We start from the raw sequence: 26,722 nt of genomic DNA, 5'->3' as shown, positions 1-26,722 counted from the left end.
GAGGGCCCCCACAGGTTGAGGTCTGTCAGTGCGTGCGCGCGACCGCAAACTCGCTCAACTCGACCAGCGCATCGCGATACTCGCTGGCTGGCAGCACATCGAGGCATTTGATCGCGCGGGCCACGTAGTCGCGAGCCAGTTGGGCGGTGTAATCCAGCGAGCCTGACGCTTCCACGGCTTCGCGGATGCTTTCCAGGTCTTCGATACCGCCTTTCTGGATCGCCTTGCGAACCAGTGCAGCCTGCTCCGGCGTACCTTCACGCATAGTATAGATCAGCGGCAGGGTCGGCTTGCCTTCAGCCAGGTCGTCACCGACGTTCTTGCCTAGGGTTTGCGCGTCGCCACGGTAGTCCAGCAGGTCGTCGACCAGTTGGAAGGCTACGCCCAGGTGATCGCCGAAGGTACGCAGCGCTTCGCTCTGTTCCGGTGTGGCTTCGCACAAAGCTGCGGCGCTGTGGGTCGACGCTTCGAAGAGCATCGCGGTCTTGCCGCGGATGACTTCCATATAGGTTTCTTCAGTGGTGCTGGCGTCGCGAACCTTGGACAGCTGCAACACTTCGCCTTCGGCGATGATGCGCGTGGCTTGCGAAAGGATCTTCATTACCGGCATGGAGCCCAGTTCGACCATCATTTCGAAGGACCGCGAATACAGGAAGTCGCCCACCAGCACGCTCGGAGCGTTGCCCCACATGGCGTTGGCAGTCGAGCGGCCACGGCGCATGCCGGACATGTCGACCACGTCGTCATGCAGCAGGGTCGCGGTGTGCAGGAACTCGATGGTCGCGGCCAGCAGGCGCAGGTCATCGCCTTCGCGGCCCAGGGCCTTGCCACACAGCAACACTAATAATGGACGCAGGCGTTTACCGCCAGCCGAGGTAATGTAGTCGCCGATTTTCGATACCAGCGGCACTCGGGAAGTCAGCTGCTTCTTGATGATGCCGTCGACGGCGCTAAAATCGTCCGCCACCGTGCGGTAGAAAGCTTGGGGTTGCATCAGCGACAGTTGCTCCAGAAGGGTTGCGCGGCATGCTAGGACCCACGTCGGCGGGTGTCAAGGTACGATGGACGGCCTCTTGCAACGTCCCGGCAGCTTGCGTACAATCGCGCACCCTGAACTTCCTGGGCAGCACCTGCCTTACGCAATTGCAAACAGGCCTTCCAGCCTTATGCAGCCATGCCAGCCAATACCTCTTCTTATAAAGAGCTGGGTGAGCAGGATTATCGGAGAAATACCATGTCTTATGCAGTAATCGTTACTGGTGGCAAGCAGTACAAAGTTGCTCCAGGTGAATACCTGAAGATCGAAAAACTGGAAATCGCTACCGGCGAATCCGTTACTTTTGATCGCGTTCTGTTGGTTGCCAATGGCGACGACGTGAATATCGGCGCTCCAGTTGTTCCTGGCGCTACCGTTGTGGCTGAAGTGATCTCCCAAGGTCGTCACGATAAAGTCCGCATCATCAAGTTCCGTCGTCGTAAGCACCACATGAAGCGTATGGGCCACCGCCAGTGGTACACCGAGATCAAAATCACCGGTATTCAGGCTTAATTTCAGCCTAATTCCTCACTAGGAGAATTGACTCATGGCACACAAAAAAGCTGGTGGTAGTACCCGTAACGGTCGCGACTCAGAAGCCAAACGCCTTGGCGTGAAGATGTATGGCGGCCAGGTTATCATTCCGGGCAACATCATCGTGCGTCAGCGCGGCACCCAATTCCACGCTGGCTACGGCGTTGGCATGGGCAAAGATCACACTCTGTTCGCTAAAATCGACGGCGTGATCAAGTTCGAAGTAAAAGGCGCTTTCAATCGCCGTTACGTAAGCATTGTCCCGAAGACTGAAGTCGTCGCGGCATAATTACGTAGATGCTGGAAAAGCCCTGTCTTGCGACGGGGCTTTTTCGTTTGTGGGGTGAGTCTCTTGCAAAGCTGTTTGTGATGGGCTCCAGCGCTGGATTTGCGGTCGTTGATTGAGGTCGCTGCGCTCATTTTTGCAAGAGTCTTATGTCTAGGTTTTTTCGGCTCGTCCGTATGGCGAGAGGCGTTGTGTTATGAAGTTTGTTGATGAAGTATCGATTCGAGTAAAGGCCGGTGACGGCGGCAACGGTTGCATGAGCTTCCGTCGCGAGAAATTCATTGAAAACGGCGGCCCGAACGGCGGTGACGGTGGTGATGGCGGCTCGGTCTATATGATCGCCGACGAAAACCTCAACACCCTGGTGGACTACCGTTACACCCGGCACTTCGATGCCGAGCGCGGTTCCAACGGCGGCAGCACTGACTGCACCGGCAAGAAAGGTGAAGAGCTGGTGCTGCGTGTTCCGGTGGGCACCACGGTCATCGACTCTGCCACCCAGGAAATAATCGGCGACTTGACCAAGGCCGGTCAAAAGCTTTTGGTCGCGCACGGCGGCTGGCACGGTCTGGGTAACACCCGATTCAAGTCCAGTACCAACCGTGCTCCGCGTCAGACCACTCCGGGCAAACCGGGTGAGGCGCGTGATCTGAAGCTGGAAATGAAGGTGTTGGCTGACGTCGGTCTGCTGGGCTTGCCGAATGCTGGCAAGAGTACCTTCATTCGTTCGGTGTCGGCCGCCAAGCCGAAAGTCGCCGACTACCCGTTCACCACGTTGGTGCCGAACCTGGGCGTGGTCAGTGTCGATCGCTGGAAAAGCTTCGTGGTCGCGGACATTCCGGGTCTGATCGAAGGCGCTTCCGACGGCGCGGGCCTGGGGATTCGTTTCCTCAAGCACTTGTCGCGTACGCGTCTGCTGCTGCACCTCGTGGACATGGCACCGCTCGATGATGCCAGCGCGCCGGATGCTGCTGAAGTGATTGTCAGCGAACTGACCAAGTTCAGCCCGTCCCTGGCTGAGCGTGATCGTTGGCTGGTGCTGAACAAGTGCGACCAGATCCTTGAAGAAGAGCACGATGAGCGCGTCAAGGAGATCGTTGATCGCCTGGAATGGACCGGTCCGGTCTACGTGATCTCGGCCATCTCCAAGCTGGGTACTGAGCGTCTTTGCCACGACATCATGCGTTACATGGAAGATCGTGCCGATCGCCTGGCTAACGACCCGGTCTACAAAGAAGAGTTGGCCGAGCTCGATCAGCACATCGAAGACGAAGCCCGTGCTCAGCTGCAGGCGCTGGATGACCAGCGTGCCCTGCGCCGTAGCGGCGTGAAGTCGGTCCACGACATCGGCGACGATGATTGGGATGAAGAAGATGTGGATGACGAAGACGGTCCGGAAATCATTTACGTGCGTGACTGATTCGTTGCAGTAAACTTAAACGCCGCTCAATCGAGCGGCGTTTTAGTATCTGGAAATCGGTAGTCACGAATAACGTCACGGGCAGCGCTGGGTCGCGCTGTCCTCAAGCTAAGGTTGAAGATGATGCGGAGCAAGGTGACAGGTGCGCAGCGTTGGGTCGTGAAGATCGGCAGCGCTTTGCTGACAGCGGACGGCAAGGGCCTGGATCGCGCGGCAATGGGTGTTTGGGTCGAGCAGATGGTGGCTTTGCATGAGGCTGGCGTCGAGCTGGTGCTGGTGTCCTCCGGGGCGGTGGCGGCCGGCATGAGCCGCTTGGGCTGGACCGTACGACCCAGTGCGATGCACGAGTTGCAGGCCGCTGCCGCCATCGGTCAGATGGGCCTGGTGCAGGCCTGGGAGTCGAGCTTTGCCGAATATGGCCGGCATACCGCGCAGATTCTCCTGACTCACGACGACTTGTCCGACCGCAAGCGCTACCTGAACGCCCGCAGCACCTTGCGAGCGTTGGTTGAGTTGAAAGTTATTCCGGTGATCAACGAAAACGACACTGTGGTCACCGACGAAATTCGTTTCGGTGACAACGACACCCTGGCGGCGCTGGTAGCCAACCTGGTCGAAGCTGACTTGCTGGTGATTCTCACCGATCGCGATGGCATGTTCGACGCCGATCCGCGCAACAACCCTAACGCCAATCTGATTTACGAAGCGCGCGCCGATGATCCGGCGCTGGATGCGGTGGCGGGCGGCACAGGTGGTGCGCTGGGGCGGGGCGGCATGCAGACCAAATTGCGTGCTGCGCGGCTGGCGGCTCGTTCCGGTGCGCATACCATCATCGTCGGCGGGCGTATTGAGCGCGTGCTGGATCGCCTCAAGGCGGGCGAGCGCATCGGCACCTTGCTTTCACCTGAGCGCGGCATGCTGGCGGCGCGCAAGCAATGGCTGGCTGGGCACCTGCAAACCCGCGGCACGCTCGTGCTGGATGCTGGTGCTGTGACGGCGCTGTCCCAAGGCAATAAAAGTTTGCTTCCCGTAGGTGTCAAGCTGGTCCAGGGTAGCTTCCGTCGTGGCGAGATGGTGGTTTGCGTGGCGCCGGACGGTCGTGAAATCGCCCGAGGACTGGCCAACTACAGCGCGTTGGAAGCACAAAAAATCATCGGTCAGTCGTCTGAGGCGATTGTCGGTCTGTTGGGTTACATGGCGGAGCCGGAACTGGTTCACCGCGATAACCTGATCCTGGTCTGAAGGAATACTCGAATGCGCGTTGCAAAAGGATTGTTGGGCCTGCTGTTGGCGATGCCGCTGCTGGCCTCGGCCGAGGAGATTGGACAGGTGTCGACGGTGTTCAAGTTCGTCGGCCCGAACGACCGTATCGTCGTTGAAGCGTTTGATGATCCAAAGGTCGAGGGCGTGACCTGCTACCTGTCACGAGCCAAGACGGGCGGCGTGAAGGGCAGTTTGGGGTTGGCTGAAGATCGCGCTGAAGCCTCTATCGCTTGCCGTCAGGTCGGGCCGATCAGCTTCAAAGGCGAGTTGAAGGATGGCGATGAGGTGTTCAAGGAGCGCACGTCGCTAGTGTTCAAGACCATGCAGGTGGTGCGATTCCTGGACAAGAAGCGCAATACGCTGGTGTACCTGGTCTACAGCGATCGAGTGATCGAAGGCAGTCCGCAGAATGCGGTGACGGCGATTCCAATTTTGCCGTGGGCGAACGCTCGGTAATTTGAGGAAGATCAAAATGGGAGGGGCCTGGCCCTTCCCATTTTTTTGCGCTGCGTTTACTCAAATCGCAGGCAATAAAAAACCGACCTCAGGGTCGGTTTTTTAACAAGCTTATCGCTTATGCGGCAACAGCAAGGTTCAGAGCCTTGACGTGACCGTTCAGGCGGCTCTTATGACGAGCAGCCTTGTTCTTGTGGATGATGCCTTTATCGGCCATACGGTCGATAACTGGCACGGCCAGAACATAAGCAGCTTGAGCTTTTTCAGCGTCTTTTGCGTCAATGGCTTTAACTACATTCTTGATGTAGGTACGAACCATGGAACGCAGGCTGGCGTTGTGGCTGCGACGCTTCTCAGCCTGTTTTGCACGTTTTTTGGCGGAAGGTGTGTTGGCCACCGTCGAGCTCCTCGAAAGACTTTTTAGGAAATAGCAAACAAAATAGGCCGCGAATCATGCCGATGAGTTGATGTCTTGTCAAGGGCGGTTGAGACGTTCCGCTAAGTGGTAGGTATAAAGAGGCGGGATATTTATTTCCGGCGCTTGACCTGTAAACTCGCGAGCTTTGGCTCTGTGCTGCTGCGGCGCGGAGTATCGCATAAGTAGGCGCTTTGTTCGCCTGCTGTTTATCGACAGGCACAAACTCTTTCAATGAATCTGCTCAAATCGTTGGCCGCCGTCAGCTCTATCACGATGCTTTCCCGGGTTCTGGGGTTCGTACGTGACACCCTTATCGCGCGTACATTTGGCGCGGGGATGGCGACCGACGCCTTCTTTATCGCCTTCAAACTGCCCAATCTGCTGCGGCGGATCTTCGCCGAGGGGGCCTTTTCCCAGGCGTTCGTGCCGATTCTTGCTGAATACAAAAGCCAGAAGGGCGAGGAGGCGACGCGAACCTTCATTGCTTACATATCGGGCCTGCTGACGCTGGTGCTGGCGCTGGTCACCGCTTTGGGCATGATCGCCGCGCCGTGGGTCATCTGGGCGACCGCGCCGGGTTTCACCGATACGCCGGAAAAATTCGAGCTGACGTCCGATCTGCTGCGGGTGACCTTTCCTTATATATTGCTGATCTCCCTGTCTTCATTGGCCGGGGCGATCCTCAATACGTATAACCGCTTCTCGGTGCCGGCCTTCGTGCCGACCCTGCTCAACGTCAGCATGATCATCTTTTCGTTGTTTCTGACGCCGTATTTCGATCCGCCGGTCATGGCGTTGGGCTGGGCAGTACTGGTGGGCGGCCTGGCGCAATTGCTCTATCAGTTGCCGCACCTGAAGAAGATTGGCCTGCTGGTGTTGCCACGTCTGAACCTGCGTGACAGCGGCGTCTGGCGGGTCATGAAACAAATGCTTCCGGCGATTCTCGGCGTGTCCGTGAGCCAGATTTCGCTGATCATCAACACCATTTTCGCCTCGTTCCTGGTCGCCGGTTCCGTGTCCTGGATGTACTACGCCGACCGTTTGATGGAGTTGCCTTCCGGCGTTCTGGGTGTGGCGCTGGGTACGATTCTCCTGCCGACCCTGGCCAAGACCTACGCCAGCAAGGATCGCCAGGAATATTCGCGGATCCTCGATTGGGGTCTGCGTTTGTGTTTCGTGTTGGTGTTGCCGTGCTCACTGGCGCTGGGGATTCTCGCCGAGCCGTTGACCGTTTCGCTGTTTCAGTACGGCCAGTTCAGCGCGTTTGACGCCTCCATGACTCAGCGGGCGCTGATCGCTTATTCGGTCGGTTTGCTCGGGATTATCGTGATCAAAGTGCTGGCGCCGGGCTTTTATGCGCAACAAAACATCCGCACGCCGGTAAAAATCGCGATTTTCACCCTGATCGTTACCCAATTGTTCAACCTGGTATTGATCGGCCCGCTGGCCCATGCCGGTCTGGCTTTGGCCATCAGCATCGGTGCGTGCATTAACGCCAGCCTGCTGTTCTATCAACTCCGCAAGCAGCAGATGTATCAGCCGCAACCGGGTTGGGCAAAGTTCGCTGCCAAACTAGTGATCGCGGTGCTGGTGATGTCTGTTGTGCTACTGGTCGGGATGCACTTCATGCCGACGTGGGATCAGGGCCATATGCTTGAACGGTTCCTGCGTCTGGGCGCACTGGTTGTTGCTGGTGTGGTCGCTTATTTCGGCATGTTGCTGTTGATGGGCTTCCGTTTGCGCGACTTCAATCGCAAGGCCTTGAGCTAAGGTCCTTGCTTTAATAAACACGGGCGAATCGACGGTTTTGTCGGTTCGATTACTTTGGGTTACGGTGTTGCCTGTCGTCGGCCGCCGGGTGTGGTTATAATCGACCACTTTATGAGCAAGAAGCGCGTTATGCAGCTGGTTCGAGGCCTCCACAATCTGCGCCCCCAGCATCGGGGCTGTGTCGCCACTATTGGCAACTTTGACGGTGTTCACCGTGGCCACCAGGCGATCCTGGCGAGGCTACGTGAGCGAGCGCTCGAGTTGGGCGTGCCCAGCTGCGTGGTGATTTTCGAGCCGCAGCCGCGAGAATTCTTCGCCCCTGACACGGCTCCGGCCCGTCTGGCCCGGCTACGGGACAAGCTGCAGCTGCTGGCTGAAGAAGGTGTCGACCGGGTCCTGTGCCTGGCCTTCAATCAGCGCTTGAGCAAGCTCAGCGCCAGCGAATTCGTCGACACCATTCTGGTGGACGGTCTCGGGGTCCAGCATCTGGAGGTCGGTGACGACTTTCGTTTCGGCTGCGACCGGGTTGGGGATTTCGATTTCCTGCAACAGGCCGGCGTGATACAGGGCTTCACCGTCGAAGCGGCGCAAACCGTCGAACTGGACGGCATTCGCGTCAGCAGCACTCAGGTGCGAAATGCCTTGGCCGCCGCCGATTTCGCCTTGGCCGAACGGCTGCTCGGTCGTCCTTTCCAGATCACCGGGCGGGTCCTGCATGGCCAGAAGCTGGCACGGCAACTGGGCACGCCGACCGCCAACATACAACTTAAGCGTCGTCGCGTGCCGCTGACCGGGGTTTACCTGGTCAACGTCGATATCGACGGCAAGACCTGGCCAGGCGTCGCCAACATTGGCGTGCGGCCCACGGTACAAGGGGATGGCAAAGCCCACCTCGAAGTGCACCTTTTAGATTTTGCCGGCGATCTGTATGACCGGCGTTTGACGGTGGTTTTCCACCACAAGCTGCGTGAAGAGCAGCGTTTCGCCTCTCTGGAGGCGCTTAAGACGGCGATCAATGCGGATGTTGCCGCCGCCCGTGCCCTGTCGCACCTAGCGCCAATCGCTAATGAAGAGCCTTAAATGACCGACTATAAAGCCACGCTAAACCTTCCGGACACCGCCTTCCCAATGAAGGCCGGCCTGCCTCAGCGCGAACCGCAGATTCTGCAGCGCTGGGACAGCATTGGCCTGTACGGTAAGTTGCGCGAGATTGGCAAGGATCGTCCGAAGTTCGTACTTCACGACGGTCCTCCGTACGCCAACGGCACGATTCACATCGGTCATGCGCTGAACAAGATTCTCAAGGACATGATTCTCCGCTCGAAAACCCTGTCGGGTTTCGATGCGCCTTATGTTCCTGGCTGGGACTGCCACGGTCTGCCGATCGAGCACAAAGTCGAAGTGACCCACGGCAAGAACCTGGGCGCGGACAAGACCCGCGAACTGTGCCGTGCGTATGCCACCGAGCAGATCGAAGGTCAGAAATCCGAATTCATCCGTCTGGGCGTGTTGGGCGACTTTGCCAACCCGTACAAGACCATGGACTTCAAAAACGAGGCCGGTGAAATCCGTGCCCTGGCTGAAATCGTCAAGGGCGGTTTTGTGTTCAAGGGCCTGAAGCCTGTGAACTGGTGCTTCGACTGCGGTTCGGCCCTGGCTGAAGCGGAAGTCGAGTACGAGAACAAAAAGTCCTCGACCATCGACGTGGCCTTCCCGATTGCCGACGAAGCCAAGCTGGCTGCCGCTTTCGGTCTGCCGTCGCTGGGCAAACCTGCTTCGATCGTGATCTGGACCACCACCCCGTGGACCATTCCGGCCAACCAGGCGCTGAACGTTCACCCGGAATTCAACTACGCCCTGGTCGACGTCGGCGACAAACTGCTGGTGCTGGCTGAAGAGCTGGTCGAGTCGTGCCTGGCCCGTTACAGCCTGGAAGGCTCGGTCATCGCGACCACCACCGGTTCGGAACTGGAACTGATCAACTTCCGTCACCCGTTCTACGACCGTCTGTCGCCGGTTTACTTGGCCGAGTATGTCGAACTGGGCGCCGGCACCGGCGTGGTTCACTCCGCACCGGCTTACGGCGTGGACGACTTCGTGACTTGCAAGAAGTACGGCATGGTCAACGACGACATCCTCAATCCGGTACAGAGCAACGGCGTCTACGCGACGTCGCTGGAGTTCTTCGGCGGCCAGTTCATCTGGAAGGCCAACCCGGCCATCGTCGACAAGCTGACCGAAGTCGGCGCGCTGCTGCACACCACCATCATCGAACACAGTTACATGCACTGCTGGCGTCACAAGACTCCACTGATCTACCGCGCCACCGCGCAGTGGTTCATCGGCATGGACAAAGAGCCTGTCAGCGGCGACACCCTGCGCAAGCGCGCGATCAAAGCCATCGAAGAGACCAAGTTCGTTCCGGCCTGGGGCCAGGCGCGCCTGCACTCGATGATCGCCAACCGTCCGGACTGGTGCATCTCCCGTCAGCGTAACTGGGGCGTGCCGATCCCGTTCTTCCTGAACAAGGAAAGCGGCGAGCTGCACCCACGAACCGCCGAGCTGATGGAAGAAGTCGCCAAGCGCGTCGAAGTCGAAGGCATCGAAGCCTGGTTCAAGATGGACGCCGCCGAGTTGCTCGGTGACGAAGCGCCGCAGTACGACAAGATCAGCGACACCCTGGACGTCTGGTTCGATTCGGGCACCACGCACTGGCATGTCCTGCGCGGTTCGCACCCGATGGGCCACGAGACCGGCCCGCGTGCCGACTTGTACCTGGAAGGCTCGGACCAACACCGTGGCTGGTTCCACTCGTCGCTGCTGACCGGTTGCGCCATCGACAATCACGCGCCGTACCGCGAGCTGCTGACTCACGGCTTCACCGTCGACGAGTCCGGTCGCAAGATGTCCAAGTCCTTGGGCAACGTGATCGCGCCACAAAAGGTCAACGACACCCTGGGCGCCGATATCATGCGTCTGTGGGTCGCTTCCACCGATTACTCGGGTGAAATGGCGGTTTCCGAACAGATCCTGCAACGCAGTGCGGACGCCTACCGGCGTATCCGTAACACCGCGCGCTTCCTGCTCTCCAACCTGACCGGTTTCAACCCGGCAACCGACATCCTCCCAGCCGAAGAAATGCTGGCGCTGGACCGTTGGGCCGTTGACCGCACCCTGCTGCTGCAACGCGAGTTGCAAGAGCACTACGGCGAATACCGTTTCTGGAACGTCTACTCCAAGATCCACAATTTCTGCGTGCAGGAGTTGGGCGGTTTTTACCTGGACATCATCAAGGACCGTCAGTACACCACTGGCGCCAACAGCAAGGCCCGCCGTTCGGCGCAAACCGCGCTGTACCACATCTCCGAAGCGCTGGTGCGCTGGATCGCGCCGATCCTCGCGTTCACCGCGGACGAACTGTGGGAATACCTGCCGGGCGAGCGTAATGAGTCGGTGATGCTCAACACTTGGTACGAAGGCCTGACCGAACTGCCGGAAAACGTCGAGCTGGGCCGCGCCTACTGGGAGCGGATCATGGCGGTGAAGGTCGCGGTCAACAAGGAAATGGAAATCCAGCGCGCGGCCAAGGCTGTCGGCGGCAATCTGCAAGCCGAAGTGACGCTGTTCGCCGAAGAGGCGCTGAGCGCCGATCTGGCCAAGCTGAGCAACGAACTGCGTTTCGTTCTGATCACCTCGACCGCCAGCGTTGCGCCTTTTGTTCAGTCACCAGAGGACGCGGTAGTCACCGAAGTCAGCGGCCTGAAGTTGAAAATCGTCAAGTCGGCCTTCGCCAAGTGCGCCCGTTGCTGGCACTGCCGTGAAGACGTCGGCGTAAACCCGGAGCATCCGGAAATCTGTGGCCGTTGCGTCGACAACATCAGCGGCGCTGGCGAGGTTCGTCACTATGCCTAATGCTGCTGGCCGTTTCGGACGGCTGAGCTGGCTCTGGTTGAGTTTGCTTGTCCTGGTCATCGACCAGGCCAGCAAGTTCTACTTCGAAGGCAAGCTCGAGATGTACCAGCAAATCGTGGTGATCCCCGATCTGTTCAGCTGGACACTGGCCTACAACACAGGCGCGGCGTTCAGTTTCCTGGCCGACAGCTCTGGCTGGCAGCGCTGGTTGTTTGCGCTGATCGCTGTGGTGGTCAGTGCCGTGCTGGTGGTCTGGCTCAAGCGTCTGGGGCGCAACGAAACCTGGCTGGCCGTCGCTTTGGCGCTGGTGCTGGGTGGCGCGCTGGGCAATTTGTATGACCGCATTGCCTATGGCCATGTGATCGATTTCATCCTAGTGCATTGGCAAAATCGCTGGTACTTCCCGGCGTTCAACTTTGCCGACAGTGCAATTACTGTCGGTGCCGTGATGCTTGCGCTGGATATGTTCAAAAGTAAAAAGACTGGAGAAGCCGTTCATGACTGAACAGGTATTGGCTGAGCAACGCATCCGCCAGAACACGGAAGTCACCTTGCACTTTGCACTGCGCCTGGAGAACGGCGACACCGTCGACAGCACCTTCGACAAAGCCCCGGCGACCTTCAAGGTCGGTGACGGTAACCTGTTGCCAGGTTTCGAAGCAGCGCTGTTCGGCTTCAAGGCTGGCGACAAGCGTACGCTGACAATTGCGCCGGAAAACGCTTTTGGCCAACCCAACCCGCAGAACGTGCAGATCATCCCGCGCTCGCAGTTCAAGGACATGGACCTGTCGCCTGGCTTGCTGGTGATCTTTAACGATGCGGCCAATACTGAGTTGCCCGGCGTAGTGAAGGAATTCGATGACGAGCAAGTGACCATCGACTTCAACCACCCGTTGGCCGGCAAGACATTGACCTTTGACGTCGAGATCATCAACGTCAAGTCGCTGTAACTGACCGAACACGGTCACCTGTAGGAGCAGAGCTTGCTCCGGGCGGCGTTCCGACGAAGGCGTCATCACATTCAGCATCAATGTTGACTGACACACCGCTTTCGCGAGCAAGCTCTGCTCCTACAATGTTCTAACTTCTTGCGCGCAAGACACGAGGCACAGCATGCAAATCAAACTCGCCAACCCCCGTGGCTTCTGCGCCGGAGTGGACCGTGCGATCGAAATCGTCAACCGAGCCCTGGAAGTCTTTGGGCCGCCGATCTACGTGCGCCACGAAGTGGTCCACAACAAATTCGTCGTCGAAGACCTGCGTGCTCGTGGAGCGATCTTCGTCGAAGAGCTGGATCAGGTGCCGGACGACGTCATCGTGATCTTCAGTGCCCACGGTGTTTCCCAGGCTGTACGTACCGAAGCTGCCGGCCGTGGTCTTAAGGTGTTCGACGCTACCTGTCCGCTGGTGACCAAGGTGCACATCGAAGTGGCGCGCTACAGCCGCGACGGTCGTGAGTGCATCCTCATCGGCCACGCCGGTCACCCGGAAGTCGAAGGCACCATGGGCCAGTACGATGGCAGCAACGGTGGCGCGATCTATCTGGTTGAAGACGAGAAAGACGTCGCCGCATTGCAGGTGAACAACCCTGAAAAACTGGCGTTCGTGACCCAGACCACCCTGTCCATGGACGATACCAGTCGCGTCATCGACGCACTGCGTACGCGCTTCCCGGCGATCGGTGGCCCGCGCAAGGACGACATCTGCTACGCCACGCAAAACCGTCAGGACGCGGTCAAGCAACTGGCCGACGAATGCGACGTGGTGTTGGTGGTCGGCAGCCCGAACAGCTCCAACTCCAACCGCTTGCGTGAACTGGCCGAACGCATGGCCACTCCGGCCTACCTGATCGACGGTGCCGAAGACCTGCAAAAGAGCTGGTTCGAGGGTGTCGAGCGAATCGGCATCACCGCTGGCGCCTCCGCACCAGAAGTCCTGGTGCGTGGTGTGATCCAGCAGTTACAGGCGTGGGGCGCTACCGGCGCCGACGAACTGGCCGGTCGCGAGGAGAACATCACCTTCTCCATGCCTAAAGAGTTGCGCGTCCGTTCGCTGCTTTAACGCTTTTGCCCCCCGGGCACAGCGCCTGCTCAGTCTTATGGCTGCGTAGGCTGACGCGGCCGGTCGCGGCCAGCACCACCTGGAGCTGAGTGACCGGTTCGCGGGCTGCGCAAATGTGCAATGTCCCCGCTTGAAAGGCCCGTCCAGGCATCTGTGGCTCGCCAATACTGTTGAAACGTATGTATCGCCTGACCGGCCAATTGCCGACAATCGGCACCCGAGTGCCACTCGCGCGCTCAACCAGCAGCGGATTGCTGTTGTCCTCCGCCCCTTTGCCACTGATATCCAGAATGATCCGCCAGCCCTGACTCCAGTCGCCGTTGATGGCGTGAATCACGACACTCTGGTTGCGTGTGATGGCAACGGTTCTGGCGTTGCGTATACCGCTGATAAGCGACTCTGCCACCTGCTCGCGATGATTCGATTCAGTCAGCGCTGCAAACGCCGGACTGACCAATAGTAGAACAATCCCGACAATTGTCAGTCCCATGAGCAGTTCGATCAGGCTGAAACCTCGCTGATGCATGTCATCTCCCTCCCTGGAGTGCTGCGGCCCGCGCGATCCCTGCGCGAGTAATGGCAAAACAACCGAACCCCTGCCGGTCGAATGTTCTAGCGTGTAGAAGCAGGTATAGCCGACGGCAACCGAGGGCACCGATGGATCATCGTACAAAAGGTTTCACGCTGATCGAGTTGCTGGTCGCGCTCGCGGTATTTCTGGTCCTGATCACTCTGGCCGTGCCAGCGTTTACCCGTTCGGTGCAAATCACCAAGGCCGACACCGAAATCGGCGATCTGCAACGTGGTCTGAATTTCGCCCGACTTGAGGCGATCGATCGGGGTGTCACCACCCGGGTTCGCCCAACGGCGGAAGGCGGTGCCTGGACCGGGGATCTGTCGGTCTATGACGGTACTGGCAAATTGGCCAAAGTATTGCGGGTTGTTCCAGCGATGAGCAGCGGGGCGACTCTGACGCTAACCTCAGGAGTGACCCCCATCGATTTCAACAATCTGGGCGGGTTGTCGGCACCGTCCACGGCGGTAGTGATCAGCTATGTACTGGGGGCGCAAAGCAGGACGCTGAATGTGTGTTTGAACGGACGAATTCTATTGGGTGGAAGCTGCGGATGAGGGGATGGAGCAAGCGTGCACAGGAGGGCATGACGCTGATCGAAGTCTTGGTTGCGTTGTTGATTCTGAGCGTGGGGCTGTTAGGGGCTGCGGCGATTCAGCTCAATGCGCTGAAGTACACAGACAGTTCGCGGATGACCAGCCAGGCCAGTTTTATCGCCTACGACATGATGGACCGCATTCGCGCCAACTCCGGCGCCGACTACACTGTCACGCCACCGACCTCGGGCAATCTGAGCGTCGCCCGGGACCAGGACCTCTACGACTTCACCACCAACATTGTCGATTTCGGCGGCGCCACTACCACCGGAAGCGTTACGCTCAATCAGCGGGTGTACACCATCACCATCACCTGGGATGACTCGCGGGCTGCGAACATCGCCAATTCGCGGCGCAGTTTCGTCCTGACCAGTCGTGCCACCGTCGACCCGGTGCCGACGCCATGAACCGGTCCAATAGAGGTTTCGGCCTGATCGAGTTACTGATCGCCCTGGCATTGAGTTTGGTCGTGGTCCTGGGCGTGGCGCAGATTTTCATCGCGGCCAAGAACACCTATGTCAGCCAGAACGCCGCTGCCGCCATGCAGGAAGATGCGCGGTTCGTGCTGAGCAAGATGATTCAGGAAATCCGCATGGTCGGCATGTTCGGATGTCTGGGGGCGGTCACCGATTCAAGCTCGGCGGGTGACTTCAATGCCAGCCAGACAACGCCCATCAGTTGGGACAACGCCAACCTCAAGCTGACCCTGGTGACTGCGGATGTCGGCGGCAGTGGCGGGGTACCGACCTGGACGGTGGTTTCCGATTGTCGGAACAGTGCAACGGCCTACACGGGTGCCCGAGTTCCGGCGTCGGGCGAGCTGGTGTTTCCGATCCGGCGCTTGATCTACAGCTTCAGCAACAATCAACTGCTGATGGGTGTCGGTACCGGCACGCCGACTCAGGCGGTGCTGGTGAACAACGTCAGCGAATTCAACGTGAGCTTCGGCCTCGCCAGTTCGGCCACTGACGTTGCCGCCTCCAGTTACAGCCGCAACCCCTCCGATCCGGCGCGCATTCGTAGTGTTCGCCTGACGTTGACTCTCACGGACCCGAACAACCGGGTACGCAATCAAACCTTCAACGTGGTTGCCGCTCTGCGCAACCGCTTGCCATGAGGGGAGGGCCGATGAGTATTTCTCCCGAGACCCCTCACTCCCAGCGCGGCATGGCGCTGCTGGTTAGCCTGGTGTTTCTTCTGTTGCTGACACTGATCGGTCTTTCATCGATGCAAAACGCCACCCTGCAGGAAAAAATGGCGGCCAGCGTGACTTTGCGCAATCAGTCGTTCCAGGGCGCCGAGTCGGCGTTGCGCGTGGGTGAAAGTGCGGTGCAACTGGATACCTTTTCGTTGCCGGTCTGTAGCGGCACCACCCAATGCGCGCCACCAGCCGAGTCGTCGACAATCACCGGCGCCGGCTTCAATTCCACCTCGGGGGTGACCTGGATCGCCTCCGGCAGCGGTTTGTACGGGGTGCAGAACATCGGCACCACCCTGACCGCCGTGAATGTGCCGAGCAACACCTCGACAACGCTGTACCGCGTGACCGCAGTCGGCATCGCGGGCAACTCGCGCAGTGTGGTGGAGAGTATCTATGCGAAGTACTAAACGGCTGTGGCGCCTGGTTTGCGGCGTGCTATTGGGGTTTTATCTCTCAGCGCCAGCGTATGCCTTCACGCCGTCGGATTCTCCGCTGTTGAGCGCCGCTGCTGTCGCGCCTAACCTGATGTTGTTGATCGACGATTCGGGGAGCATGAACAACATCATCTGGGCGGCGGGGTTCGATCCGGCCGTGAACCGAACCCCGGCCCGGCAATGCAATGCATTGCTGGGGCTGTGTTTGGGTTTCTCCAACATCACCGGTGACACGATCTTCCTCTCCAGCTTGCCGACGTCCGGTTGTCCCAACGGTTACTACGCGTTTTACAACAACAGTCTCGCGCCCCAGTGCCTCAAGCTGCCTGACCCGGTAGGCAGTGAAAATACCCGATATTCCGCTGATTACATTTCGTACCTTGTGGGGTTGGCCAACGGCGACTCCCGGGATTTCACCACTGGATCAATCCCCACCGATTACCGAATGAACGTTGCGCGCAAGGTGTCCACTGATCTGGTGACCAATAACCGCGGGGTGCGTATAGGCCTGGCGACGTTCAACCCGGCCACCAGCAACAATGCCGGAAATGGTGGCTACATCGCCCGCTCCATTAGCGATCTGTCGGTGGAGAGCAACTTTAACGATCTGATCACGTCGATCAAAGGCTTGGGCGCTGTCGCCAATACCCCACTGGCGGAAACCTATTACGAGGTCACCCGCTACATGCGCGGCATGGCGCCGTTCTACAACTCGACGCCCACCACCTACACCAGCCCGATCCAGTACCGCTGCCAGAAGAACTATGGTGTGGTGATTACCGACGGCTTGCCCACCTATGACCGGACTTTCCCGACCACCGATCCCTTGGGCGGTACCCGACTACCCAATTGGGACGGTGTAAACAACGACGGCCCCGGTGGCGACAATGAGGGCGATACCCTTTATCTGGATGACATCGCCAAGTTCGCCTTCGACATCGACATGCGCACGACCGGCACCGATTCTGCGAGCAAAAGCTGGGACGCTGCGGATTTTCCAAAGCAGAACATGAATACCTACACCGTGGGTTTCGCCACTGCGAACCAGATGTTGTCGGACGCGGCGAGTTACGGGCAGGGCAAGTATTACCAGGCGACCGACAATGCGGGGCTCGGCAGTGCACTTTCGTCCGCGCTGAGCGATATCACCTCCAAGGCCGGTTCCGGCGGCAGTGGCGTCGCCAGCGGGACCACTCTGGCCAGCGGTTCGAGTTTCTTCCAGACCAGTTACGACCCCAAGGACTGGCGCGGCACGATCAAGTCCTACGGATTTACCTCCGGTGGCGCGGTCGACACCGCCTCGGTGTTATGGACCACCGATACCGCCATCGTGCCCGGTGCCACGGCGCCGACCTATCAATCCTGGAACACCCTGACTAATGCGGCTGTGACGTTGACCTACGCCAACTTTTCCCCTGCCCAGCAAACATCCCTCAGCCAGAGTTTGCCCACCGGCATCACCGGCAGAGATCTGGTGGAGTGGAGCAAGGGCACCAACAAGGCCGGCCTGAAAGTGCGCAGTGTGCTGCTTGGCGACATCATCAATTCGCCGTTGGCCTTGGCGTCACCCACGGATAAAACCGCGTCCGATCTGTCAGGCGACACCACTTACAGCACGTATCTGGCAACCAAAGCGGCAAGCATGAACGCCAGCCTCGTGGTGAACGCCAACGACGGCTTTGTAAACGTCATCAACACGTCCAATGGCGCACGGCGTTACGCTTTTATGCCGTCCAGTGTGTTGCCGTCACTGCGCTATATCGCCGACCCGACTTATATAAACGGGGTGAGCCACAAGTTTTTGGTGGACGGCCAAGTGGGGGTGTTCGATGCCCAACTCAACAGCGCCTGGAAAACCCTGGCATTGGGTGGAACAGGGGCGGGGGGCAGGACCTTCTACGCGTTGCAGCTGTTCGACGCCTCGGCCGGTAACGTGACCAAGGCGTTGTGGGAAATCAGCGCACCGGCCACAGCAAACTCGGCGAACGTTTTCAATGATCTGGGTTATGCCTATGCACGACCGGAAGTGGCACGCTTGGCCGACGGTCGATGGGCCGCATTCATCTCCAACGGTTATGGCAGCAACTCCGGGGTGGCAGCGTTGTACGTGGTGGACATTCGCGACGGCACGCTGATCAAGAAAATAGTGGTCGACGGCGCCGAGACTACCAACGGCCTGTCGTCGGTAAAACTTCGGGTCAACTCGCAAAATGTGGTGCAGGCCGCTTATGGCGGCGACTTGAAGGGGCGGCTGTGGAAGTTTGATTTGAGCGCCACCGCCCCGGAATCGTGGGATCTGGCGTTTTCCCGCAAACCGCTGTTTACCACCGCGGGTGGCGTCACCCAGCCGATTACCGCGCAACCATTGCTGGCGGATAACTCGTTGGGAGGGAAGGAAGTATTTTTCGGCACCGGTAAGTTCAACGAGACGGCCGACAAGACCAACAAAGACCTCCAGGCGTTCTATGCAGTGTGGGATGCGGAAGGTGGCTCCGGGCAAATCACAACGTCCACTTTGCAGGCCCAGGCGGTGACCGGTGTGTTCTCCGGTAGCAGTGGGCAATTCATCACCACCAGCCAGAACGACGTGACCTATCCGGCGAAAAAAGGCTGGTACCTGCCGTTGGTGTACAACAACGTGCTGACTGGTGAGCGGGTGATCAATCAGGCCAGTCTGGTGGCCGGCCGGATCGTGTTCACCACGGCCAGCGTGGACACCACCGACCCTTGCGCCAGTTTCGGTACCGGCAAACTGGTCGAACTCGATGCATTCAGCGGTAAGATGCTCAACTACGCGGTGCTCGACACCAATGGCGACGGTCTGGTCGACATCAAGGATTCGATTTCCAGCGGGGTGATTTTCACCGGTGGTATTCCGACGCTGAACGCGATCGTCAACAATGCGTCCCGCAAGATTGTGAACGACTCCAGCGGTGGCATCAGCTCCCTGGTGGAAAAGCCCGGCGGTGGTGTCAACCGTCGCATCATGTGGCGACAAATACAGTAAGTGAGAGTTGAGGCATGCGCAGATCCAATCGAGGTTTTACCCTGATCGAAATCATGATCGTGATTGCGATCATCGGGATCGTCATCACCATTGGCTACCCGAGCCTCACCGAGTACGTGAAAAAGGGCCGCCGCACTGAAGTCGCCGGCTTGCTCTCGGAACAAGCGCAGGTCCTTGAACGCTACTATTCGAAGAATAATGTCTACACCAATGCCACCGGCCTGAGCGCCGGTAACGACTTTTACACCATCACCCCAACCCTGACCGATCAGACCTTCCTGCTGACGGCAGTTCGCAAGGCTGGCAAAGCCATGGCGACGGACAAGTGTGGGGATTTCACCATCACCAACACTGGCGTCAGAAGCATGGTCAATGGGACGGCCGCGACCAAGGATTGCTGGGGTCGCTGAGTTCCTTTTTCGGGCGCCTTTTGCGTCCTCTGTCTATTTAACGGTTGGATCAGAACATGACCAGGCAACAGCAAGTGGTGATTGTCGGAGGCGGAGTGATTGGCCTGCTGACAGCGTTCAACCTCGCGTCCGAAGTGCAAAGCGTTGTGCTGCTGGATCGCTCGAACGTTGGTCAGGAATCGTCCTGGGCCGGCGGCGGTATTGTTTCGCCGCTCTACCCGTGGCGCTACAGCCCGGCGGTCACCGCGTTGGCGCATTGGTCCCAGGATTTTTATCCACAGCTGGGCGAGCGTTTGTTTGCAGCCACCGGTGTCGATCCTGAAGTGCATACCACCGGGTTGTACTGGCTGGATCTGGATGATGAGGCCGAGGCGCTGGCCTGGGCCGAGCGGGAAAATCGTCCGTTGCGGGCTGTGGATATCTCGGCAGCACACGACGCGGTGCCGGTGCTGGGGAGCGGTTTTTCCCGGGCGATCTACATGGCTGATGTGGCCAATGTGCGTAATCCACGGCTGGTGAAGTCCCTCAAGGCGGCGTTGCTTGCACTGCCGAACGTGACGATTCATGAGCAGTGTGAGGTCAGCGGGTTTATCCATGAAGGCGCTTCGGTGGTTGGCGTGCAGACCACAGCGGGTGCTATTCATGGCGATCAGGTGGTTCTGACCGCGGGTGCCTGGAGCGGTGATTTACTTAAAAGCCTGGGCCTGGACTTGCCGGTCGAGCCGGTGAAAGGGCAGATGATTCTCTACAAATGCGCCGCGGATTTCCTGCCGAGCATGGTTCTGGCCAAGGGGCGTTATGCAATTCCTCGGCGCGATGGGCACATTCTGATTGGCAGTACGCTGGAGCATGAAGGCTTCGACAAGACACCGACCGAAGCTGCCCTAGAGAGCCTGAAGGCATCGGCGGAGGAGTTGATTCCTGCACTGGCGGATGCCGAGGTCGTGGGGCACTGGGCCGGGTTGCGACCTGGCTCGCCGGAAGGCATTCCCTACATCGGTCGGGTGCCAGGGTTCGAAGGGCTCTGGCTCAATTGCGGGCATTACCGTAACGGCTTGGTGCTGGCGCCGGCGTCGTGTCAGTTGTTTGCGGATGTGATGCTGGGGCGTGAGCCGATCATTGATCCGGCACCGTATGCGCCGGTAGGACGAATCTGAGACTCAATCGAGTCCCAGTTTTTTGAGCCTGTAGCGCATCGACCTGAATGAAAGACTCAACCGCTGAGCCGCCGCCGTGCGGTTCCAGCGGGTTTCTTCCAGGGCCTGGAGGATCAGTTTGCGTTCGACGTTTTCCAGGTAGTCTTCCAGGTTGTCGATCTGCGTCAGGTCCGGCACACCGCCTTCCGGGTTGCAGTTGCCTTCGGCCAGTCGCAGGTCGCTGGCTTCGATCTGCTTGTTTTCGCACAAGGTGTGAGCCCGTTCGAGCACGTTCTCCAGTTCCCGCACGTTGCCGGGGAAGCGATAACTTTTCAGCGCGTCGAGGGCATCCGGGTGGAGTTTCACGGCGGGTTGGCCGGTGCTGATGGCCAAACGGTTGAGCACGTGGCTGGCGAGCAATTCGATGTCGTCACGGCGTTCGCGCAAGGGCGGCACCCGTAGTTCGATCACGTTCAACCGGTAGTACAAATCCTGGCGAAAGCGTTCGGCGGCGACTTCGGCGTCGAGGTCTTTGTGGGTGGCGCAAAGGATACGAACATCGACCACGGTTTCCTGCTGCTCGCCGACACCGCGAACGGCTTTTTCCTGTATTGCCCGTAGCAGCTTGACCTGCATCGCCAGCGGCAAATCAGCCACTTCGTCGAGGAACAAAGTGCCACCATGGGCGGCCTGAAACAGTCCGGGTTTGTCTTCGATGGCACCGCTGAAGCTGCCTTTGCGATGGCCGAAAAATTCGCTCTCCATTAATTCCGACGGAATAGCCCCGCAGTTGATCGGAATAAACGGCTGGCTGGCGCGCGATCCTTGCTCGTGGATCAGTCGCGCGACCAATTCCTTGCCGCTGCCGGATTCGCCGCTGATGTACACCGGCGCTTGGCTGCGGGCCAGTTTGTCGATGTGTTTGCGCAGGGCACGCATGGGCAGTGAGTCACCCAGCAGCCGGCGATCGATGGCCGTGCCAGTGCCGCCCGACGCAGGCAAACGCAGCGCGCTGCTGACCAGCTCCCGAAGGCGGGTGAGGTCCACCGGTTTGGTCAGGAAGTCAAAGGCGCCGGCCTTGAGGGCGTTGATCGCGGTTTCCAGGCTGCCATAAGCAGTAATCATTGCCACCGGTACTTGTGGGTGGCGTTGCTGGATGTATTGCACCAGCTCAAGGCCGGTGCCATCTGGCAGGCGCATGTCGGTCAGGCACAGGTCAAACGTCTCCCGCGTCAGCAGGGCCTGGGCTTCGCCCAGGTTGCGGGCACTGAAGGTGTCGAGTTTCATCCGTCCCAGGGTGATTTCCAGGAGTTCGCGGATATCCGGTTCGTCGTCGACGATCAGGACTTTTTGCTGGGGGCTCATGTTCAACCTTGTTTCCGTCCGTGAGCAAAGGTGATGCGAAAGCAGCCGCCGCCTTGGCGTGGTTTGAAGTCTAGGCGGGCCTGGTTGCTTTCGCACAGCTCACGGGACAGATAAAGCCCCAGGCCAGTGCCATGGGTACTCGTGGTGAAGAACGGTTCGAACAAGTGCACTTGATGCTCCGGTGTCACGCCGGGGCCATTGTCCAGGACCTCGAGGATCGGCAGCTGACTATCCGGGTCGACAAACAACTCGAGCCAGGCCTGTGCCGGGTCGTGATTCAAGGCGCTATGGCGCCAGGCGTTGCGCAACAAATTGTCGAGAATCTGGGTCAGCTGGTTTGGGTCCATCAGGGTTTTGAAGTCTCCTGAGCCGATGCGCAGATGAATCTGCTGATGCTCGGTCGCCCCCTCGCAGGTGTCGTTGACGAACTGTTCCAGCCACGGCTTCAGATCGAGCCGTTGCGCCACGGTTTGCTGGCGGCGGGACAGTTGCAGGACGTTTTCGATTACCCGATTCATTCGCTGAGAGTGGTCTTGAATAATCTGTGTCAGACGTCGATCCGCGCTGTTCAGTTCCTCTGATTCTTGCAATAGCTGCGCGGCATGACTGATGGCACCCAGTGGATTGCGGATCTCATGGGCAATACCGGCGGTCAGGTGACCGAGGGCGGCCAGCTTCAGTTGTTGGGCCTGTTGGGCAATTTGCGCAAGGTCTTCGAGAAAGACCAAGGTCTGGTGGTGTGGGCTTTGGTCCAGGGCAATGAAACTCGGTTGCAACTCCAGGCCACTGCTGGCGACTTTCAGACTCTGGGGGCGCAGCGTCGGGTTGTTGAGCCACAGTTGCAAGCGTTCAACCAGGGTGGGTAAGTAGTCGTCGATCAGCTGGCTTTCAAGACTTTCCCTGCCTAACAGGTTCAAGGCGCTGTGGTTGGCCAGTTGAACCCGCCGCTGGTCGTCGAGTACCAGGATGCCGGTACGCATGCGTTGCAGGATCAGTGCGTTGAGGGCTTCGAGACCGACGACTTCGCTGGCCCGTTGTTCGGCCAGGATTTCGCTGACTTCCAAGCGTCGGATCAGCCCCTGCACCAGCAATGCCGCAGCAAAACACAGGGCGCCGAGCGTGCCGGCTTGCAAGTAATCATTGGGGGTGGCGGGATGGCTGAAACTCAGGAGGAAGCTCAGCCCCACGATGCCGAGCGCGCCGACGGCGGCAATCAACAGGCCTATGCGCCCTCGCAACAAGGTGTTGCTGATGGCTACCGATACGATCAGCAGGTTGCCGATGGCACTGGCCACACCACCGGCGGCGTAGAACAGACCGCACAGCAGCAGGACGTCGGTCAGCGCCAGGCTGAACAGTTGCGCCGGGCGTCGGGTGTTCTCGAGGAACACCACCAGCAGGATATTCAGCACCAGGTATACCCAGCTGCCACTGCGCAGCAGGTCGTCATTGGTGAACGTCAGCAGCTGGTTGTCCATGTCGCTGGAGATCAACAGCACCAAGGTGATGCCGACGCTCAAACGGTAAAGATGATAGAGGCGCAGCAGTCGCTGGGCCTGTTTGTTGCCGGGACTGGACGTCTCAGCGATCACTTGAACCCGGGCCTTGCTCAAGATGAGCCTGGCTGCAATACCACTGTTGTTGAAGGCTCAGCGCGCGGTCGCGTGGCAGGTGTACGCCGCAATGGGCGCAGCGGACCATCGGGGCCGCTTCCAGCTCGGCAGGGGACTTGGGATTTGTAGACGATCCCTTGAACTTGCGCCAGAACCATACTGCAGCGGCAATCAGGGCGATCCAGAACAGTAAACGAAGCATGATGAGCTGCTATTTGACGAGTGATGAGCCAGTTTAGCCAAGGACATGACCAGCGCACAGCGTAATAATCGAGCTCATAAAAAAGGAGCCTCGAAAGGCTCCTTCTTGGACCACCCGACGTATCAGTCGAATACGCCGAAGGTCATGTAGCTGAACCACGAGCGGTCGCTGTTGTTGCCTTCCGCTTCGTGTTCCTCTTCCTCGATCACATCGCCATCTGCATCTTTAGGCTTGAGATCGCTTGGAATCGCGTCCTTGGCGTCCTGGAACTGCTTCTGCACGTCCTGGTTGGCGCGTGTTTCGCCCGGCGGCAGCGGTGGACGGGATTCGATCAGGCCTAGCGTCGCTTTGCTCAACCACGAGCGGTTGTCCGCTTCGTCTACCGAAGGCTTGAACTGACCGTCGACCAATGTTGGATGGTTCGGGTAGTTGAGCTTCAGGGTTTCGAGGCTTGTGTTGGCCAGATCGTCCAGATGCAGACGCTGGTAAGCCTCTGTCATCACCGCCAGGCCGTCACCGACCGAAGGGGTTTCCTGGAAGTTTTCCACCACGTAACGACCACGGTTCGCGGCGGCGACATAGGCCTGACGGGTCAGGTAGTAGTCGGCAACGTGAATCTCGTAGGCCGCCAGCAGGTTGCGCAAATAAATCATGCGCTGCTTGGCGTCCGGCGAGTAGCGGCTATTAGGGAAGCGGCTGGTCAGCTGGGCGAACTCGTTGTAGGAGTCGCGAGCAGCACCCGGGTCACGCTTGGTCATGTCCAACGGCAGGAAGCGCGACAGCAGGCCGACGTCCTGGTCGAAAGAAGTCAGGCCCTTGAGGTAATACGCGTAATCCACGTTCGGGTGCTGCGGGTGCAGGCGAATGAAGCGCTCGGCGGCGGACTTTGCAGCTTCAGGCTCGGCGTTCTTGTAGTTGGCGTAAATGAGCTCGAGTTGAGCCTGATCGGCGTAGCGCCCGAACGGATAACGCGACTCCAGGGCCTTCAGCTTGGCTGTGGCGCTGGTGTAGCTGTTGTTGTCCAGGTCGGTCTGAGCCTGCTGGTACAGCTCGACTTCGCTCAGGTTTTCGTCTACGACTTCCTTCGATGAGCAAGCAGCGGTCAATGCGAGGATGGCGATCAGCAGCAGGTGTTTCACTTGCATGGCGGCTTGCGTCCCTATGACGGCCGCTGTCTTGGGCGGGGCCGTCCTGTTATGATGAGCGCCCCGTTGAATAGCCTCGGGGCAAAAGACGCCGTATTTAACCACAAGCGCGCAGCCGAAACCAAAGGCTGTGCCGACGCCTAGTCCGAGCATGTCCGATAAAATTGAACTTCGCGCAGAGGTGCCGTCCGAATTGGGCGGCCAACGCCTCGATCAAGTCGCCGCACAATTATTCGCTGAGCACTCGCGCTCGCGCCTTTCCGCCTGGATCAAAGACGGCCGCCTGACTGTGGATGGGACGGTTATCCGCCCGCGAGACATCGTTCATGGTGGCGCCATTCTTGAGCTCACTGCCGAGCAGGAAGCTCAGGGCGAATGGATCGCTCAAGACATCGAACTGGACATCGTCTATGAAGACGACGACATCCTGGTGATCAACAAACCCGCGGGTCTGGTGGTGCATCCTGCCGCCGGTCACGCCGATGGCACCTTGCTCAATGCCTTGCTGCACCACGTGCCGGACATCATCAATGTGCCCCGCGCCGGTATCGTGCACCGCCTGGACAAGGACACCACCGGTCTGATGGTGGTGGCCAAGACCATTCAGGCGCAGACACAGCTTGTCACGCAATTGCAGAGCCGTAGCGTAAGCCGGATCTACGAGTGCATCGTGATCGGTGTGGTGACGGCCGGCGGCAAGATCAACGCGCCGATCGGTCGTCACGGTCAGCAACGCCAGCGCATGGCCGTGATGGAAGGTGGCAAGCAAGCCGTCAGCCATTACCGCGTGCTCGAGCGTTTCCGCTCCCACACTCACGTGCGGGTGAAGCTGGAAACCGGTCGAACGCACCAGATTCGTGTGCATATGGCTCACATCAACTTCCCGTTGGTCGGAGATCCTGCCTATGGCGGTCGTTTCCGCATTCCGCCGGCAGCCAGTGTGACCATGATCGAATCGTTGAAGGCGTTCCCGCGTCAGGCGCTGCATGCGCGGTTCCTGGAGCTGGATCACCCGACGACCGGTAAGCGGATGAGCTGGGAATCGCCGCTTCCGGACGATTTCGTCTGGTTGCTGACGCTGCTCAAGCAAGACCGCGAGGCGTTCATCGGATGAGTGACTGGCTGATTCCTGACTGGCCAGCGCCGGCCAGGGTGAAAGCCTGCGTGACCACCCGTGCGGGCGGCGTCAGCCTGACGCCGTTCGACAGCCTCAACCTCGGCGATCATGTCGACGACTGCCCCAAAGCCGTTGTCGAAAACCGCCGTCGCCTCACCGATCTTTTCTCTATTCAACCGGCCTGGTTAAAGCAGGTTCACGGCATTGTCGTGGCCCACGCAGACCCAAGCCAGGTGGCCACTGCTGATGCCAGTTGGACGGCAACGCCCGGTATCGCCTGCACGGCGATGACCGCTGATTGCCTGCCGGCGCTGTTTTGTGACCGTGCAGGCACTCGCGTAGCGGCGGCCCATGCCGGTTGGCGCGGGTTGGCGGCGGGTGTGCTGGAAGCGACTCTGGACACGCTGGCCGTGCCGCCTGCCGAGGTGCTGGTCTGGCTTGGTCCGGCCATTGGCCCGCAAGCCTTTGAAGTCGGCCCGGAAGTGCGCGAAGTCTTCATCCAGCAACTGCCTGAAGCCGCTAAAGCCTTCGTCCCTAGCCAAAATGCCGGCAAGTTCATGGCCGACATCTATGAGCTGGCGCGTTTGCGTCTGGCTGCTCGCGGTGTCACCGCTGTTTATGGTGGCGGCTTCTGCACCGTGACCGATCCACGCTTCTTTTCTTACCGCCGCAGTCCTCAAACGGGTCGGTTCGCCTCCCTTATCTGGCTCGAACGCTAGACTTGCCTGACCTGCATCAACGTCATGACGCTTGAAACTCCCAGAAT

Annotated in this window: 27 protein-coding genes; 20 read left to right on the top strand and 7 right to left on the bottom strand. The window is 59.2% G+C overall.

Features of this window, described 5'->3' with window-relative positions:
• Nucleotides 1-25: 25 nt before the first annotated feature.
• Entirely contained in the window at nt 26-994 is a 969-nt protein-coding gene (locus ACYZTU_RS24970) for a polyprenyl synthetase family protein (protein WP_461966299.1), read from the bottom strand.
• A 240-nt stretch (nt 995-1,234) separates the two neighbouring features.
• Between ACYZTU_RS24970 and rplU the strand changes: the two genes are divergently transcribed.
• From rplU to ACYZTU_RS24945, 5 genes are all read left to right on the top strand, one after another.
• Entirely contained in the window at nt 1,235-1,549 is a 315-nt protein-coding gene (gene rplU / locus ACYZTU_RS24965) for a 50S ribosomal protein L21 (protein ID WP_007901869.1), read from the top strand.
• Nucleotides 1,550-1,583: 34 nt separating this feature from the next.
• Nucleotides 1,584-1,859, top strand: a complete 276-nt coding sequence (gene rpmA, locus ACYZTU_RS24960; RefSeq protein ID WP_003215862.1) for a 50S ribosomal protein L27 — start codon at nt 1,584-1,586, stop codon at nt 1,857-1,859.
• Between the two features lie 193 nt (nt 1,860-2,052).
• A complete protein-coding gene (gene cgtA, locus ACYZTU_RS24955; RefSeq protein WP_461966297.1) occupies nt 2,053-3,276 on the top strand; it encodes an Obg family GTPase CgtA in 1,224 nt (407 codons plus the stop codon).
• 123 nt (nt 3,277-3,399) lie between these two features.
• Nucleotides 3,400-4,518: a glutamate 5-kinase gene (proB, locus tag ACYZTU_RS24950; protein WP_461971159.1), complete on the top strand. Its 1,119-nt coding sequence runs from the start codon at nt 3,400-3,402 to the stop codon at nt 4,516-4,518.
• A gap of 12 nt (nt 4,519-4,530) precedes the next feature.
• Entirely contained in the window at nt 4,531-4,995 is a 465-nt protein-coding gene (locus ACYZTU_RS24945; protein ID WP_461966295.1) for a CreA family protein, read from the top strand.
• A 118-nt stretch (nt 4,996-5,113) separates the two neighbouring features.
• On the opposite strand, the gene rpsT is transcribed toward ACYZTU_RS24945, so the two are convergent.
• Entirely contained in the window at nt 5,114-5,392 is a 279-nt protein-coding gene (rpsT, locus tag ACYZTU_RS24940; RefSeq protein WP_008154937.1) for a 30S ribosomal protein S20, read from the bottom strand.
• Between the two features lie 252 nt (nt 5,393-5,644).
• On the opposite strand from rpsT, the gene murJ reads away from it, so the two are divergent.
• From murJ to ispH, 6 genes are all read left to right on the top strand, one after another.
• Nucleotides 5,645-7,183, top strand: coding sequence for a murein biosynthesis integral membrane protein MurJ (murJ, locus tag ACYZTU_RS24935; RefSeq protein ID WP_282381079.1), 1,539 nt, complete (start codon nt 5,645-5,647; stop codon nt 7,181-7,183).
• Nucleotides 7,184-7,312: 129 nt separating this feature from the next.
• Nucleotides 7,313-8,263, top strand: a complete 951-nt coding sequence (gene ribF, locus ACYZTU_RS24930; protein ID WP_461966293.1) for a bifunctional riboflavin kinase/FAD synthetase — start codon at nt 7,313-7,315, stop codon at nt 8,261-8,263.
• On the top strand, nt 8,264-11,095 hold the full coding sequence (gene ileS, locus ACYZTU_RS24925) for an isoleucine--tRNA ligase (RefSeq protein WP_461966292.1): 2,832 nt from the start codon (nt 8,264-8,266) through the stop codon (nt 11,093-11,095).
• Nucleotides 11,088-11,600, top strand: a complete 513-nt coding sequence (lspA, locus tag ACYZTU_RS24920; protein WP_282381086.1) for a signal peptidase II — start codon at nt 11,088-11,090, stop codon at nt 11,598-11,600. Before ileS ends, lspA begins: the two co-directional genes overlap by 8 nt.
• Nucleotides 11,601-11,607: 7 nt before the next feature.
• Nucleotides 11,608-12,045: an FKBP-type peptidyl-prolyl cis-trans isomerase gene (gene fkpB, locus ACYZTU_RS24915; RefSeq protein WP_461971157.1), complete on the top strand. Its 438-nt coding sequence runs from the start codon at nt 11,608-11,610 to the stop codon at nt 12,043-12,045.
• 163 nt (nt 12,046-12,208) lie between these two features.
• Nucleotides 12,209-13,156 carry a 4-hydroxy-3-methylbut-2-enyl diphosphate reductase gene (gene ispH / locus ACYZTU_RS24910; protein ID WP_348124531.1) on the top strand — a complete coding sequence of 316 codons (948 nt, stop codon included), beginning with the start codon at nt 12,209-12,211 and terminating at the stop codon, nt 13,154-13,156.
• Here the strand turns inward: ispH and ACYZTU_RS24905 are convergent.
• Entirely contained in the window at nt 13,125-13,682 is a 558-nt protein-coding gene (locus tag ACYZTU_RS24905; protein WP_461966290.1) for a GspH/FimT family pseudopilin, read from the bottom strand. The genes ispH and ACYZTU_RS24905 overlap by 32 nt on opposite strands.
• Nucleotides 13,683-13,813: 131 nt before the next feature.
• Here ACYZTU_RS24905 and ACYZTU_RS24900 point away from each other — a divergent pair, with 131 nt between their 5' ends.
• Genes ACYZTU_RS24900 through thiO form a run of 7 tightly spaced genes read left to right on the top strand, consistent with a single transcriptional unit; the run spans nt 13,814 to nt 20,535 of the window.
• Nucleotides 13,814-14,287: a GspH/FimT family pseudopilin gene (locus ACYZTU_RS24900; protein WP_461966288.1), complete on the top strand. Its 474-nt coding sequence runs from the start codon at nt 13,814-13,816 to the stop codon at nt 14,285-14,287.
• Nucleotides 14,284-14,733, top strand: coding sequence for a type IV pilus modification protein PilV (gene pilV, locus ACYZTU_RS24895; protein WP_461966286.1), 450 nt, complete (start codon nt 14,284-14,286; stop codon nt 14,731-14,733). The genes ACYZTU_RS24900 and pilV overlap by 4 nt, the downstream gene beginning before the upstream one ends.
• Complete coding sequence (locus ACYZTU_RS24890) at nt 14,730-15,443, top strand: PilW family protein (RefSeq protein ID WP_461966284.1); 714 nt, start codon at nt 14,730-14,732, stop codon at nt 15,441-15,443. The genes pilV and ACYZTU_RS24890 overlap by 4 nt, the downstream gene beginning before the upstream one ends.
• An 11-nt stretch (nt 15,444-15,454) precedes the next feature.
• Complete coding sequence (locus ACYZTU_RS24885) at nt 15,455-15,934, top strand: pilus assembly PilX family protein (RefSeq protein WP_461966282.1); 480 nt, start codon at nt 15,455-15,457, stop codon at nt 15,932-15,934.
• Nucleotides 15,921-18,968 (top strand): pilus assembly protein, encoded by a 3,048-nt coding sequence (locus ACYZTU_RS24880; RefSeq protein WP_461966280.1) that lies wholly within the window; start codon nt 15,921-15,923, stop codon nt 18,966-18,968. Before ACYZTU_RS24885 ends, ACYZTU_RS24880 begins: the two co-directional genes overlap by 14 nt.
• A gap of 14 nt (nt 18,969-18,982) precedes the next feature.
• Complete coding sequence (locus ACYZTU_RS24875) at nt 18,983-19,378, top strand: type IV pilin protein (RefSeq protein ID WP_461966278.1); 396 nt, start codon at nt 18,983-18,985, stop codon at nt 19,376-19,378.
• Nucleotides 19,379-19,434: 56 nt separating this feature from the next.
• Nucleotides 19,435-20,535 carry a glycine oxidase ThiO gene (gene thiO, locus ACYZTU_RS24870; protein ID WP_461966276.1) on the top strand — a complete coding sequence of 367 codons (1,101 nt, stop codon included), beginning with the start codon at nt 19,435-19,437 and terminating at the stop codon, nt 20,533-20,535.
• Between the two features lie 3 nt (nt 20,536-20,538).
• Here the strand turns inward: thiO and ACYZTU_RS24865 are convergent, their stop codons facing one another.
• The 4 genes from ACYZTU_RS24865 to ACYZTU_RS24850 form a co-directional block, all read right to left on the bottom strand.
• Entirely contained in the window at nt 20,539-21,879 is a 1,341-nt protein-coding gene (locus tag ACYZTU_RS24865; RefSeq protein WP_461966274.1) for a sigma-54-dependent transcriptional regulator, read from the bottom strand.
• A 2-nt stretch (nt 21,880-21,881) separates the two neighbouring features.
• Nucleotides 21,882-23,471, bottom strand: a complete 1,590-nt coding sequence (locus ACYZTU_RS24860) for a sensor histidine kinase (RefSeq protein WP_461966272.1) — start codon at nt 23,469-23,471, stop codon at nt 21,882-21,884.
• Nucleotides 23,461-23,694 carry a PP0621 family protein gene (locus ACYZTU_RS24855; RefSeq protein WP_449646394.1) on the bottom strand — a complete coding sequence of 78 codons (234 nt, stop codon included), beginning with the start codon at nt 23,692-23,694 and terminating at the stop codon, nt 23,461-23,463. The genes ACYZTU_RS24860 and ACYZTU_RS24855 overlap by 11 nt, the downstream gene beginning before the upstream one ends.
• Nucleotides 23,695-23,816: 122 nt before the next feature.
• On the bottom strand, nt 23,817-24,839 hold the full coding sequence (locus ACYZTU_RS24850; RefSeq protein WP_449646457.1) for an outer membrane protein assembly factor BamD: 1,023 nt from the start codon (nt 24,837-24,839) through the stop codon (nt 23,817-23,819).
• A 151-nt stretch (nt 24,840-24,990) separates the two neighbouring features.
• Between ACYZTU_RS24850 and rluD the strand changes: the two genes are divergently transcribed.
• Together rluD and pgeF are read left to right on the top strand one after the other, a co-directional pair.
• Complete coding sequence (gene rluD, locus ACYZTU_RS24845) at nt 24,991-25,953, top strand: 23S rRNA pseudouridine(1911/1915/1917) synthase RluD (RefSeq protein WP_449646456.1); 963 nt, start codon at nt 24,991-24,993, stop codon at nt 25,951-25,953.
• Complete coding sequence (gene pgeF / locus ACYZTU_RS24840; protein ID WP_461966270.1) at nt 25,950-26,675, top strand: peptidoglycan editing factor PgeF; 726 nt, start codon at nt 25,950-25,952, stop codon at nt 26,673-26,675. Before rluD ends, pgeF begins: the two co-directional genes overlap by 4 nt.
• Nucleotides 26,676-26,722 lie beyond the last annotated feature (47 nt).

Source organism: Pseudomonas sp. HLT2-19-2 (genome assembly GCF_054898005.1).
This window is presented reverse-complemented; position numbering and strand designations above follow the sequence as displayed.

Bases quoted from the DNA above. Each gene is read 5' to 3' on its own strand.
- ispH (WP_348124531.1), top strand. From the start codon at position 12,209: ATGCAAATCAAACTCGCCAACCCCCGTGGCTTCTGCGCCGGAGTGGAC.
- ribF (WP_461966293.1), top strand. From the start codon at position 7,313: ATGCAGCTGGTTCGAGGCCTCCACAATCTGCGCCCCCAGCATCGGGGC.
- ACYZTU_RS24890 (WP_461966284.1), top strand. From the start codon at position 14,730: ATGAACCGGTCCAATAGAGGTTTCGGCCTGATCGAGTTACTGATCGCC.
- ACYZTU_RS24865 (WP_461966274.1), bottom strand. From the start codon at position 21,879: ATGAGCCCCCAGCAAAAAGTCCTGATCGTCGACGACGAACCGGATATC.
- ACYZTU_RS24875 (WP_461966278.1), top strand. From the start codon at position 18,983: ATGCGCAGATCCAATCGAGGTTTTACCCTGATCGAAATCATGATCGTG.
- ileS (WP_461966292.1), top strand. From the start codon at position 8,264: ATGACCGACTATAAAGCCACGCTAAACCTTCCGGACACCGCCTTCCCA.
- lspA (WP_282381086.1), top strand. From the start codon at position 11,088: ATGCCTAATGCTGCTGGCCGTTTCGGACGGCTGAGCTGGCTCTGGTTG.
- rplU (WP_007901869.1), top strand. From the start codon at position 1,235: ATGTCTTATGCAGTAATCGTTACTGGTGGCAAGCAGTACAAAGTTGCT.
- ACYZTU_RS24885 (WP_461966282.1), top strand. From the start codon at position 15,455: ATGAGTATTTCTCCCGAGACCCCTCACTCCCAGCGCGGCATGGCGCTG.
- ACYZTU_RS24970 (WP_461966299.1), bottom strand. From the start codon at position 994: ATGCAACCCCAAGCTTTCTACCGCACGGTGGCGGACGATTTTAGCGCC.
- rluD (WP_449646456.1), top strand. From the start codon at position 24,991: ATGTCCGATAAAATTGAACTTCGCGCAGAGGTGCCGTCCGAATTGGGC.
- thiO (WP_461966276.1), top strand. From the start codon at position 19,435: ATGACCAGGCAACAGCAAGTGGTGATTGTCGGAGGCGGAGTGATTGGC.
- ACYZTU_RS24880 (WP_461966280.1), top strand. From the start codon at position 15,921: ATGCGAAGTACTAAACGGCTGTGGCGCCTGGTTTGCGGCGTGCTATTG.
- ACYZTU_RS24945 (WP_461966295.1), top strand. From the start codon at position 4,531: ATGCGCGTTGCAAAAGGATTGTTGGGCCTGCTGTTGGCGATGCCGCTG.
- ACYZTU_RS24900 (WP_461966288.1), top strand. From the start codon at position 13,814: ATGGATCATCGTACAAAAGGTTTCACGCTGATCGAGTTGCTGGTCGCG.
- ACYZTU_RS24905 (WP_461966290.1), bottom strand. From the start codon at position 13,682: ATGCATCAGCGAGGTTTCAGCCTGATCGAACTGCTCATGGGACTGACA.
- ACYZTU_RS24855 (WP_449646394.1), bottom strand. From the start codon at position 23,694: ATGCTTCGTTTACTGTTCTGGATCGCCCTGATTGCCGCTGCAGTATGG.
- murJ (WP_282381079.1), top strand. From the start codon at position 5,645: ATGAATCTGCTCAAATCGTTGGCCGCCGTCAGCTCTATCACGATGCTT.
- cgtA (WP_461966297.1), top strand. From the start codon at position 2,053: ATGAAGTTTGTTGATGAAGTATCGATTCGAGTAAAGGCCGGTGACGGC.
- ACYZTU_RS24850 (WP_449646457.1), bottom strand. From the start codon at position 24,839: ATGCAAGTGAAACACCTGCTGCTGATCGCCATCCTCGCATTGACCGCT.
- pilV (WP_461966286.1), top strand. From the start codon at position 14,284: ATGAGGGGATGGAGCAAGCGTGCACAGGAGGGCATGACGCTGATCGAA.
- rpmA (WP_003215862.1), top strand. From the start codon at position 1,584: ATGGCACACAAAAAAGCTGGTGGTAGTACCCGTAACGGTCGCGACTCA.
- pgeF (WP_461966270.1), top strand. From the start codon at position 25,950: ATGAGTGACTGGCTGATTCCTGACTGGCCAGCGCCGGCCAGGGTGAAA.
- proB (WP_461971159.1), top strand. From the start codon at position 3,400: ATGCGGAGCAAGGTGACAGGTGCGCAGCGTTGGGTCGTGAAGATCGGC.